We start from the raw sequence: 12,889 nt of genomic DNA, 5'->3' as shown, positions 1-12,889 counted from the left end.
AGTTGAGTAATATCATTTTTATGCAGGTGTATCGTGTGTGCGCTTACGCATTATGAAATGAAAAAATGTCATTCACGCGGCTTGTAAAAATGATCTTTATCAGTTATTTTGACATATAAACTGCTTGAATAACTGATAAATAGCGTCATTTTGGCTTTTTTTATTGCGTATATTGGAAATGGTTCACGATTTGAACAACAGCTAACCGGAGGAAAAAAAGTATGAATATTAATAATTACACGATTAAAGGGCAGGAGGCATTTCAGAAAGCGATGGAAATTGTTGCTGCCAACGAACAGCAATCCATTGAATCTGTTCACTTATTGAAAGGAATAATCGTTGCGGATGAAAACGTGGTTCCTTTTTTATTCAAAAAAAATAATATCAATCCGGTTACGTTTAATCAGACATTGGATGCCGTAATTAAAACCTACGGTAAAGTTTCCGGAGGCAGTCCGTATTTGTCAAACGATGCCACGCAGGTATTAAATAAAGCTACGGCTTTATCAAAAGAGTTTGGCGACGAATATATTTCGATCGAGCACATGTTGCTTGCATTGGTTTCAGGGAAAGATAAGGCTGCAACGTTATTAAAAGATGCCGGCCTTTCGGAAAAGGGCTTGCGCGCTGCGATCCAGGAGTTACGTGGTACAAGTAAAGTAACCGATCAGCATGCGGAAGGTAAATACCGGTCGCTTGAAAAATATTCTAAAAATTTAAATGACCTGGCTCGTTCCGGAAAAATTGATCCGGTGATTGGCCGGGATGAAGAGATCCGCAGAGTACTGCAGATCTTATCCAGACGTACCAAAAATAATCCGATTTTATTGGGCGAGCCGGGCGTTGGTAAAACAGCTATCGCTGAAGGCCTTGCACAGCGTATTGTTTCGGGTGATGTTCCTGAAAATTTAAAAAGCAAACAATTAATCTCTCTGGATATGGGTTTGCTGGTTGCAGGTGCAAAGTATAAAGGTGAATTTGAAGAGCGGTTGAAATCGGTGATCAAAGAAGTGATCGATTCAGATGGCGAGATTGTGTTATTCATTGATGAGATCCATACGTTAATTGGTGCCGGCGGCGGGGAAGGTGCGATGGATGCGGCAAACTTGCTGAAACCTGCACTTGCACGTGGTGAGCTGCATGCAATCGGTGCAACAACCTTAAAAGAATATCAGAAATACATTGAAAAAGATAAAGCGCTGGAACGTCGTTTCCAAGCGGTAATTGTTGACGAGCCGAATACACAGGATGCAATTTCTATCCTTCGCGGGATCAAAGAAAAATACGAAGTGCATCACGGAATCCGGATTCAGGATGATGCCATCATTGCTGCAGTAGAACTTTCTCAACGCTATATCAGTGATCGTTATTTGCCCGATAAAGCGATTGATTTGATGGATGAAGCATCTGCTAAATTGCGTATCGAGCTTGATTCTATGCCGCAGGAGCTGGATGAAATTCTTCGCCGTATCATGCAGCTGGAAATTGAACGTGAAGCGATCCGTAGAGAAAATAATAAAGAGAAGGAAACGATTCTTTCCCGTGAACTTGCAGAACTGAATGAGCAGAAGAGCCAGATCATGGCTAAGTGGCAGGAGGAAAAACGTGTGATCGATGGCTTGAAGCAAGCCAAGGAAGATATCGACCGGTACAAAATGGAAGCCGAGCAAGCCGAACGTAATGGTGATTACGGTAAGGTTGCAGAGATCCGTTATGGTAAAATTCAGGAGTCTGAAAAGCAATTGGTCGAATTCAACAAGCAGCTGCAGGAGTTGAAACAAACACTTGGTTCTTCGATGCTGAAAGAAGAAGTGACGCCGGAAGATATTGCAGAAGTTGTTGCGAAATGGACAGGCATACCGGTTTCAAAAATGCTTCAGAGTGAGAGAGAAAAGTTGCTTCACTTAGAAGAAGAGTTAGGTAAACGTGTCGCCGGACAAGCGGAAGCGATAGAGGCCATATCCGATGCGGTCCGTAGGAGCAGAGCAGGCTTACAGGATCCGAAGCGTCCGATAGGTTCTTTTATTTTCTTAGGAACAACAGGTGTTGGTAAAACCGAACTGGCAAAAGCACTGGCTGATTATTTATTCAACGACGACAATGCTATGGTACGTATTGATATGTCTGAATATCAGGAAAGCCATGCTGTAAGTCGCTTGGTTGGTGCACCTCCGGGATACATCGGATATGAAGAAGGGGGACAATTAACGGAAGCTGTTCGACGGAAGCCGTATTCAGTAATTTTATTGGATGAGATTGAAAAGGCCCATCCGGATGTATTTAATATATTGCTTCAGGTATTGGATGAAGGGCGCTTGACAGATAATAAAGGCCGTGTAGCGAACTTTAAAAATGCAATCATTATCATGACATCCAATATGGGTGCGCATGTGATTCAGGAGAATTTTGATAAGCTAACTGCTGCAAATGAAGATCAGGTAGTTGAGGAAACAAAAAATGAAGTAATTGATTTATTACGTAAAACGATTCGGCCGGAGTTCTTGAATCGTGTCGATGAAATTATAATGTTCAGACCGCTGACCCGAAAAGAGATTCGTAAGATTGTTGGTATACAGTTTAGCTTGATCCAAAAACGTCTCGAAGAGAACGGAATCAAAGTTGAGGCAAGTACCGAAGTATTGGATAAATTGGGAGAGTTAGGTTTCGATCCGCAATTCGGTGCACGTCCGTTGAAACGTGTCATGCAGCGTTTGATCCTGAATGAATTGTCCAAAGAAATTCTTTCCGGAAACATTCAGAAAGAAAGTGTTGTAGGCATTACGCTTGGTGAAGATGGGAATCTGCAGTTTTTGAACTTGGATAGTGTACCGTTGTAAGCTCAAGGCTTAACGCGGAACGCCTAAAGCTTTTGCGTTACTTATTAAAAGAGCAACTGTTTAATTTTAACAGTTGCTCTTTTATTTTTAGTTTAAAACTTTTGTTAAATTACATTTGTTGAAATAGTTGAGAAACTATTTGGCTTTAGGCTTTCAGCATTAGGCCTTAAGCCTTAAGCTAAAGACGGCATAAAAAAAGAGACTCCGTTAAAAGTCTCTTCTAATAATTGCTAATGAACAGGAGTTAGTCCACACTCGATGGGTTTGCGGTTTTTCTGTAAACAAATTCGCCGCCGCAAATATTACGTCGAACAAATCTGCCTGGTACATCTGAGTTTAATAATTTGTTGTAGATGTTGCTTGGCACATCAAAGAATTCATATACAGCTCCATCCGAATATTTTACTTCTAAGACACGTGCTTTGTATTGATAATCGATCATACTTGCATTTGTGATCGTATGCATGAATTCTTCTTTGAATGATTCAACTGTTTCAGGCGCAATGCTGATCAGGAAATTGTATGCTTCAATAAATTCTTTACTTTTTTCTTCTGCTTCCAGCTTTGCAGTTTCATTGTCATTGAATTTATCCGGATGCCATTCTTTCATTAAATTTCTGTAAATGGTTTTTAACTCCTTTAATTCAACGGTTTTATCTACGCCTAATAGTTTTCTATAATCGGCTACTTTTTTCATACTTCGATTCAATTCTGATTTTAACGCTACAAATATAACCATAAAGAATAAGGAAATGGGCCTGCGGGCATTATTGAATGGTAAATTTTACTAAATAAAGCCCTAAATGAGGTCAATACCGATCTAAAAAGACATATTGTAAACTGTAAGAAGGCTAAAAACGTATTACCTGAATATAGAAAATATCAAACAAAATAGATATATTATACTATTAACCAAGACAAGCTATGAAACAGGAAACGATCAAAATTATATCCAGGCTGATCATGATATTTGCCGCCATTTATAATATTTTCTGGGGGATATTAATTTCGATTCATCCCAAAGTGATTTTATTTGATGATTGTGATTCAATTTTTGTAATAATCGTATTACAATGTATCGGTATGCTGGTGGGTGTGTATGGGATTGCTTATTATTTTGCATCACGCGACCCGGCGCGTTACTGGCCGCTTATAGTTGTTGGTCTAATAGGGAAAATATTAGGCCCCATAGGTTCATTGCATTATATTTTCACCAATCAATTAGACCCCTATTTTTTCTGGGTAAATGTATTTAATGATATTATCTGGATATTTCCGTTTTGCTGGATTCTATATCATGTATACAAAAGAAATTTAGAATATAGTGAGGAAGATGAAGAAGAAGATATTATCTAATACAATACTGTCAAATAAAAAACCATCACATCTGTGGTGGTTTTTTATTTGTGTATGCTTACATTTTCTTTCGAATCAATAAATACAGATCTTCCGTATTGTTTGGCTTATCGGGCATTTCATTTACATCAATTGTCAGAGCCATTTCTTTTTCATCTCTGGTTTCAGAGAGTTTATTAAGTCGTGTATAACAGATTTTACCTTTATCAGTTACAAATAAAATCACGTTATCTGAATCGGGATTGAGAACAATAGTTGTATTGTATACCCATACGGAGTTAATATTTTTATCAATGAGATAAGTGGTTTGAGGTGTATAGAATTCATTGGTAGATGCATTTCTGAATCGTGCATGGACAAGCGCTTTTTTTGTAAGTACGTACAACCGATCGCAGTTCCATAAGCCCATACGTGTTATTGAAAATGTCCGGTAAATCTCGTCTGTCTTTTTTTGAACCTTGCGTTTATTTTCAATTTTTTCAATACGTGCTTCATCAACCGGGCGTTCATTCAGATACGCCGTGTAAAGCTCTTCGTTGGTTTCACATTGTTCCGGGAGGCTGGCGATTTTCATGTATGCTGTAATTTTTATGTTCTTAAATTCCATCGATACTAAATATTTATTTAACGGCGTTTCCCGTTCAACAATTTTTGCAGATATTAATTGATCCACTTCAAAAGCTGCTGCTACTTTCATCTTATCCTGCGTAAGGTATCCTGTCCATACCGCTTCTTTGTAAAGCGCTAGCTCTGGATATTGATCGGTCATTAAAGGAATAGTAAAAAACGTATTGTCATACATGCAGTCCGGTTTTACAAGCGAAATTACTTTTCCGTTAATTCTGCGCTGAACGGGTTTTGAAGCCGCCCATTCTATCGTCATTTGGGGATCAGCTTCATTCTCCTTTTTTAAAGAAGTAACAATGGTTTGTTCTTGTTGCTTTTCTTTAACAGGCAATATTTTTTGCGTTTCTGTCCAGGTATTTGTCAGCGTGTCAAAATAATATAAATTGAAATCGATGTCTTTGTTTGTTGAAGGAACTTCAATATCTATTTTTTTATTCTGTGCAATCTGCAGCGGCTTACCTTCACAGCTGGCTTGCATGTTAAACATGCCGGCAGACTCCATTTGTATTGGACCTTCTGCAGTATTGTATTGCATGTTAATGCCTGATGCCAAAATATCTGCCGGATTATGGTATTCTGAAACCGTAACAGACACGGGGCCTTCAGGAGTTTTTCCGTTTGATGTTACAAAAGCATTTTCCGGTATCGCTATTTTGATTCCTTTTTTAGAAAGCAGGTTATTTTTCTTTTTCGGATCAATTGTAAATTCTTTTACCTGACCTTTTACAGAATTGAATGCAGTATCAGCACGTTTAGGTTCAGCTGCTTTTGCTGAAACAATCTCTTCAGAAATAGTTTTTTGCTGTTTTATATCACAGGAAGCAATACATACTCCTAAAAATAGCATAGTGCACAACACACAGTTTTTAATAGACATCATAGCAATTCGTTTGGTATGTTACTATAATGTTATTATTTGAAAAAGATACAGCAGCCAATATAAATAAATTATTTCTTTTAAAGATTCAGCTGCATAGTTAGCTGGGAATGTGCTGCATAATTGGATACACGGTTGGAATTTTTTGTACGTATAATCAGTAGAAGCAATACCTAATATTAAGTGTGTGTTAACTGCAGATGCTTATCCTAACAGTTTTATAATATCTACATAATTTCTTCAGAATCTGAGCGACGTACTTTTGATGTAAACAAAAACAAAAATTGTTATGAGAAAAAGTTTACAAAGCATGCTTGTTTGCTTTGGCGTTTTGCTGGGTGCACAACTGGATGCATCGGCACAAGTCGTCAAGCTGCAGGATTATGTGAATAATAATTCCGCTGTTATCGGAACATTTCAGAATATTAATTTCCATGAAGCGGGATTTTCAGGTCTTTACGCAATCGCTGGCACAAATGGTACAGAATTCTGGACAGTCTCCGATAGAGGAGTAAACGTAGATGCGGCAAGCGCTAATACAGCAGCGTGCAGGCCTACCTATGATAAGATCTATGGTTTCCAGAACTACGCACCGAAGATTCACCGCATCCGTATCCATGGTGACTCTATACAGATCTTACAAACAATATCCATGAAACGTCCGAACGGTACAGGTGCAACAGGTTTGTTGAACCCAACAGGTTTCGGAAGCACAAGTGTTGAGCAGGCGTCTATCGATACTGTTTTAAACTGTGCAAACTTCAGTGTTAAAATTGCTCCTAAAGATGTATGGGGTATTGATTCTGAAGGTATCGTTGTAGATAAACAAGGTAACTTCTGGATCTGCGAAGAAGGGGGGCCGTCTATCTGGAAATTGAATAAGAACGGTGTTGTAATCAACCGTTTTACTCCTTATGGTAACCTTCCGGGTATTGAGGCGCAGGATATTGCTATTGATACAGTATTCAAGTATCGTAAAAACAACAGAGGTTTTGAAAACATAGCTATTACACCAAGCGGTAAAATTTATGCGTTGATTCAAAGCCCATTGTTATTCCCTTCAAAAGCAGTTGGAGAAGCAACACAAGTACACAGACTATTAGAAATTGATCCGGCTACAAATGCTACTAAGGTGTTTGTTTATTTAAACGCAGGTGTGATCGGTGCTTCAGGCCCCGATCAGATCCGTTTGAGCGACTGGAAATTAAGTGATATGGCTGCGATCAGCGATACTACTTTTTTAGTGATCGAAGCTGCCTTACGTGGCGCAACGGATATTAAAAATATTTACAAAATAAATATCAAAGACGCTACGCCTGTAACATCTGCATTGTATAGCGGTTTAACAGTTGAAGCATTGGTGAATCAAGCTGGTTTAACAGCTAACGGAATTGTTCCCGTTAAGAAAACACTTTTTGCAGATATGTTTTCTATCGGCTGGGATCATGCATTGGAAAAAGCAGAAGGTTTAGCAATCATCAATGACAGCACAATTGCAATCTGTAATGATAATGATTACGGACAAGTTTCCCCATCAGCAAATGGCGTTGCTACAGCAACGGGTATTAAGTCTCATCTTGTTACATTCAGATTAAAAGGGACTAATAAATTAAATAACTATAAAACACTTACTACTGATTTAGCACAAGGTAAAACTGGACTGAGTACATCACAGACACCTTACCTGTTACCATTTGCACCAGGAGTTGAGTTTACTTCGATCTTAAGTGTAAAAGATAATGTAAACGGTTATAAAATGGTTGGTATCCCGGATGGCCTTGGCGCGTACGATAACAACGACGGAACATTTACGCTTTTAATGAACCACGAATTAGGTTCTGATAAAGGTGCTGTGCGTGCACATGGTGTTATAGGTGCATTCGTATCTAAATGGGTAATCAATAAATCAGATCTGTCTGTAGTTAGCGGTTCAGATTTAGTGAACACGGTAAAATTATGGAACGGTACAGGTTATTCAACATTTAATACTGCATCGCCTCAGGCATCGGCATTCAACAGATTCTGTTCAGCAGATTTGGCTGCACCAACTGCTTACTATAACAGTGTAACCGGTCTGGGTACACAGGATCGTATTTTTATGAATGGAGAAGAAGGTGGTGATGGCCGTGCCATTGCACACATTGCAACGGGTGCAGAAGCTGGTACCGCATATGAACTTCCTGCGTTAGGAAAATTCTCCTGGGAAAATTCTGTAGCAAGTCCGATTGAAGGAAACAAAACAGTTGTTGCCGGTATGGATGATGGTACAGGCGGACAGGTTTATTTCTATGTTGGTACAAAAACAAACACCGGCTCCGTAGTTGATAAAGCTGGTTTAACAAACGGTAAGTTATACGGTGTCGCTGTTACAGGTTTGTTAAGTGAAACGAGTGCAGGTGTTCCTGCAGCAGGTACAGCATTTACCTTAGTTGATTTAGGCGATGTAAGAGCCGTATCACTATCAGCATTGAATACGAATAGTGTAAATGCAGGTGTAACTACATTCTTACGTCCTGAAGATGGTGCCTGGGATCCGAAAAGCCCGAATGACTTTTACTTTGCAACAACAAATGCGTTCAATTCTCCAAGCAGATTGTGGAAATTATCTTTCACGGATGCATCAAACCCGGAATCAGGCGGAACGATCACAGCAGTACTTGATGGTACAGAAGGCCAGCAAATGCTTGATAACATCACGATTGATCATTACGGACACGTATTATTAGTGGAAGATGTTGGCGGAAACCCACACATCGGTAAAGTATGGCAGTATACAATTGCAACAGATGTATTAAAAGAAATTGCTTACCACGATAGTACACGTTTTATGAATGGCGGTGTAAACTTCCTTACACAGGATGAAGAAGCATCAGGTGTATTGGATGTTGAATCAATCCTGGGTAAAGGTATGTTCTTAACAGTGGTACAGGCACACTATGGTATTGCCGGTGAATTTGTAGAGGGTGGCCAGTTACTGGCATTCACAAACCCGGATACAAAAAATGCTGATCCGATTACTACAGGTGTTGTTATTGAAGAAGGTACAGGAAATACAACGATTAAATTATATCCGAATCCGACAGGAGAGTCTGCAACAATTGCGATGATTCTTTCAGAAAAATCGCAGGTAGTAGTAAATACATATGATATTCAGGGAAGGGCTGTATTGCCAGCAATCAAACAATCATTGGAAAGCGGCGAACAGAACATTTCATTGAATACTGCATCATTAAGCAATGGAACATACATTGTTGAAATTGTAGCTGAAAATGTTACACATAGAATAAGAGTAATTGTAATTCACTAATATTTTTTCGTACTAGTTGAGACGGGTTGCGTGTTGTCGCGCAACCCGTTTATTTGTTATGAAGCTTACTAAAATGAAAAAGTATATATTATTAATAACAGTATTAGGTACATTATTTGTATCAATTTCATTTATATCCAAAACAGAATCTCTTGTATCATCTGAATATCCGTCTTTATACACAGAACGTATACAGGCATTCAAACAAAAGCAAACCGCGTTATTACGAAGGATTGATGAAAGTAATGTAACGAAGGAATCGGATCTTGAACAGATAAAAGAAATTATTCAGCAAACGCGTGTTCAGTTAAAAGGCGTTGATTTTTGGCTGCGTTATCTGGAACCAATTTCATATAAAAAAATTAACGGGCCGCTTCCGGTAGAATGGGAGACAGAAGTATTTGAAAAACATGAAGCGCCTTATAAGCGAGAGGCCGCGGGGTTAACGCTGGCATATCTGTATCTGGAAGAATCCGGTATAGAAAAAAAAGAATTAAAGCGATTGGTTCAGGAATCTATTTCTGCAACGGATGTTTACTTTGCAGATTCCATAACAAAGCACCTTGCAGATTATCACCATTTTTATTTATGTAACAGATTGTATCTGTTAAATATTTCCGCCATTTATACTACAGGCTTTGAGTGTCCGGATACGGAACAGGTAATTCCCGAATTGTTGAGTATGATGAAAGATATGCAGCCAGTGTATGTCGCATACAATAAAAGCTTTCCAGCTACAGCCATTTATCCAGAATATTTAGAACTGTATGAAAAAGCCATTGATTTTGTTTTCAAACAACCAAACGATTTAAACGATTTTGATCATTTTACATTCATTCAGCAATACATAAATCCGCTGTTTGCATTGAATCAAAAAATGATTCATAAATATAACGTGTCCAGTAAAAACCTGGTTGATTATTCGTTAAATAAAAACAGCACATCTATTTTTGATAAAGGATTGTATTATGCACAGAATACAAAAGGGATTTTTTCCCGGGTAACAGATTCTACAGATCTTAACGAGTTAAATGATTTAGGTAAATTGTTGTTTTACGATCCGATCTTATCCGGAAATAATTTACGCAGCTGTGCTTCGTGCCATTTGCCTACCGAATATTTTACAGATACGCTTAACCGTACAGCACTTCAGTTTAACCGGGTTGATCGCTTACCAAGAAATACACCTTCATTGATTAATGTACAGCAAAATCATTTGCTGATGATGGATGGCGCGCACATTACCATGCAGAACCAGGCAAAAAGTGTTATACTCAACCCGACTGAAATGGGAAGTACAGAAATAGCGCTCATACAAAAAGTGCTGAGCTGTAAAGAATACAATACACGTTTTACAAAATTACTAAAGTATACACCACAGGAAAAAGGCATCACCATTGATCACATCACATCTGCATTAACCATTTATTACAGCAAGTTCAGTAACGGTTATTCGGATTTTGATGCATCTATGATTGAAAAAAAATCTATAGATCCTATTGTGCAGGAAGGTTTTAATCTGTTCATGAGTAAAGCGCAATGTGCAACATGTCATTTTGTGCCACAATTTAATGGAGTAAAACCACCGTATGTGAATTCAGAATTTGAAGTGATCGGCGTGCCTGCAGATAAATTATTTTCACGTGTAAGTATGGATAATGGTCGAACAGTTGTTTATGTTTCCGATGAAATGAACCGTGCGTTCAGAACAGGGTCTATACGCAACGCTCCGTATACAAAGCCTTATATGCATAATGGCGTTTTTGATAATCTAACAGAAGTAATTGAATTTTACAACAATGGCGGCGGTGCAGGAAGAGGACTTGACATACCGAATCAAACACTTTCTTCGGATTCGTTGCACTTAACAAAGGAAGAAATAAATAAGATTGAAGTCTTTATTCAATCCTTAAATGAACATATTGTTTTTGAAAAACCTCCGTTAACATTACCTGTATCAAAGGATAAGGTGTTGAATCAGCGAAAAGTGGGCGGCGAATATTAATAGAATAAGAATCGGTATTATGCGTAAATATTTTAGAATTGTAGTGGCAGTGTTTGTGAGTGTTCTTTTGATCAATTCCTGTAAAACACAAAAAAAAGTCGTGTATGAATTTCCGGAGGCAATGTCAAAACCCATTCAGGAACAATATGCAGTAATGTGTGAGAAGGGGCGTGTGTTATATGATTTGAATTGCGCAGGTTGTCATAATAAAAAAGTTAAAGGTAAAACAATCATTCCTGATTTTACAGAAGAGGAACTTGGTGCATATTCTATCCGTATGGCAAATGCTGTGCATGAAGAAAATGTTTCAGAAGCACGTGTGTCTGCAGAAGAATTAAATCTCATCACATACTTCTTGACCTACAAGCCCAGAAATAAAAAATAATTTATATATGTAATGTGTATCCGTGTAAAAGCGGCAAGCTAATTTAACCTGGAAATGATTGCCATTTTAAGTAAAATGTGCTAACATTGGTTAGATGAAGGAATATTTCTATAAAAAAATATCTCAATTAGATTATAAGGAATTTCACCGGACAGCATATCAGCTTATTCCTTTATGGGTAGCTTCCGTATTGGTTGGTGTTGCCGCGGTTATGTATGCCCGCGGTTTTCTCTATGTGGAAGATTTGAGTACAGAATTTTTACATACGTACCCGGAAGCGATTTTTGCGATCAGTCCAGTTGCTTTTTTAAGTTCCTGGTTTTTAGTAAAAGTATTTGCACCCATGGCAGCTGGTAGCGGAATTCCACAGGTAATGGCAGCTGTTGAGTTAGAAGGTAAATCAAATTTAAGCCGGAAGTTATTGAATGTAAAAGTTTCCATCGTAAAGGTATTAAGCAGCCTGGTTATGCTTGCCGGCGGCGGAGCAATCGGCAGGGAAGGACCTACCATTCAGATATCGGCTTCTATTTTTAGCTTCATGCATCATGCGCTTCCAAAGCAGTGGGAGAAGTTCAGTGCACAACTGATGGTGCTTACAGGCGCGGCATCTGGTTTGGCAGCAGCTTTCAATACGCCGCTTGGAGGTATTGTATTTGCAATTGAAGAATTAACACGGATTCAGTTTTCTAAATTCCGGACAACATTATTTGTAGCTGTTATTATTTCAGGCATGACGGCACAAGCCATGCTGGGTCCGTATTTGTATTTGGGATTCCCTAAAGTACAGGTTGCCGGTTACTCATATATACTTTGGGTAATAGCAGCAGCGGCACTTGCAGGCTTTATGGGCGGAATGTTCGGGAGTCTTATATTAGTGATTCACCGCTGGAAAAAAACAATTAAAACAACAGGAAAACACATTGCCATAGTGCTCATTTTTGCGTTGAGTTTTGCATCTATTTATTATTTTTTCAACCGTTCAGTTATTGGTGCCGGTAAAGAAGTCATGGAAGATCTGTTGTTCATCAGCAATAAAGATGTTTCCCCCTCTTTAGTGCTCAGCCGTTTCTTCGGCCCGATTCTCAGCTTCGGTAGTGGCGGCGCAGGTGGTATATTCGCTCCGTCGCTGTGTGCCGGCAGCACAATCGGAGCATTTATCGCTTACGTTGCAGACATCCCTTCTGAATTCACGAATTTATTAATTCTTGCAGGCATGGTAGGCTTCCTCACCGGCGTTACGCATTCGCCCTTTACATCTGCTATTCTTGTACTTGAAATGACCGACAGGCATTCGGTGATCTTTTATCTGATGCTCGCTGGTATGTTTGCATATCTGGTTTCGATGCTCGTTGATAAAAAATCCGTCTACGAACATTTAAAAGAAGGGTATCTGAATTCGTTTCTGCCTCCTGAAGGAAAAACACCTGAGCCTACTGAAACAGACGTTGCCAAATAGAAATAAATTAATGGGTATTTGTGTATCTTTGCAAGGTAT

At 38.8% G+C, this 12,889-nt stretch carries 8 protein-coding genes; 6 read left to right on the top strand and 2 right to left on the bottom strand.

The annotated features are described in order from the left end of the window. The first annotated feature begins 221 nt into the window (after window positions 1–221). A complete protein-coding gene (gene clpB / locus CHU_RS15180; protein ID WP_011586472.1) occupies window positions 222–2,837 on the top strand; it encodes an ATP-dependent chaperone ClpB in 2,616 nt (871 codons plus the stop codon). A 244-nt stretch (window positions 2,838–3,081) separates the two neighbouring features. On the opposite strand, the gene CHU_RS15175 is transcribed toward clpB, so the two are convergent. After that, complete coding sequence (locus tag CHU_RS15175; RefSeq protein ID WP_041932798.1) at window positions 3,082–3,534, bottom strand: KTSC domain-containing protein; 453 nt, start codon at window positions 3,532–3,534, stop codon at window positions 3,082–3,084. A 227-nt stretch (window positions 3,535–3,761) separates the two neighbouring features. Between CHU_RS15175 and CHU_RS15170 the strand changes: the two genes are divergently transcribed. Beyond that, entirely contained in the window at window positions 3,762–4,193 is a 432-nt protein-coding gene (locus tag CHU_RS15170) for a hypothetical protein (RefSeq protein WP_238379298.1), read from the top strand. A 58-nt stretch (window positions 4,194–4,251) separates the two neighbouring features. Here the strand turns inward: CHU_RS15170 and CHU_RS15165 are convergent, their stop codons facing one another. Next, window positions 4,252–5,667 carry a hypothetical protein gene (locus CHU_RS15165; protein ID WP_041932438.1) on the bottom strand — a complete coding sequence of 472 codons (1,416 nt, stop codon included), beginning with the start codon at window positions 5,665–5,667 and terminating at the stop codon, window positions 4,252–4,254. 319 nt (window positions 5,668–5,986) lie between these two features. Between CHU_RS15165 and CHU_RS19005 the strand changes: the two genes are divergently transcribed. The 4 genes from CHU_RS19005 (at window position 5,987) to CHU_RS15145 (ending at window position 12,850) form a co-directional block, all read left to right on the top strand. Then, window positions 5,987–9,004, top strand: coding sequence for an esterase-like activity of phytase family protein (locus tag CHU_RS19005; protein ID WP_049755587.1), 3,018 nt, complete (start codon window positions 5,987–5,989; stop codon window positions 9,002–9,004). A 73-nt stretch (window positions 9,005–9,077) separates the two neighbouring features. Further along, window positions 9,078–11,009: a cytochrome-c peroxidase gene (locus CHU_RS15155; RefSeq protein ID WP_049755586.1), complete on the top strand. Its 1,932-nt coding sequence runs from the start codon at window positions 9,078–9,080 to the stop codon at window positions 11,007–11,009. A 19-nt stretch (window positions 11,010–11,028) separates the two neighbouring features. Next, on the top strand, window positions 11,029–11,394 hold the full coding sequence (locus CHU_RS15150; RefSeq protein ID WP_011586466.1) for a c-type cytochrome: 366 nt from the start codon (window positions 11,029–11,031) through the stop codon (window positions 11,392–11,394). 94 nt (window positions 11,395–11,488) lie between these two features. Then, window positions 11,489–12,850: a chloride channel protein gene (locus tag CHU_RS15145; RefSeq protein ID WP_011586465.1), complete on the top strand. Its 1,362-nt coding sequence runs from the start codon at window positions 11,489–11,491 to the stop codon at window positions 12,848–12,850. Window positions 12,851–12,889 lie beyond the last annotated feature (39 nt).

Source organism: Cytophaga hutchinsonii ATCC 33406 (assembly GCF_000014145.1).
Classification (GTDB): Bacteria; Bacteroidota; Bacteroidia; order Cytophagales; family Cytophagaceae; genus Cytophaga; species Cytophaga hutchinsonii.
This window is presented reverse-complemented; position numbering and strand designations above follow the sequence as displayed.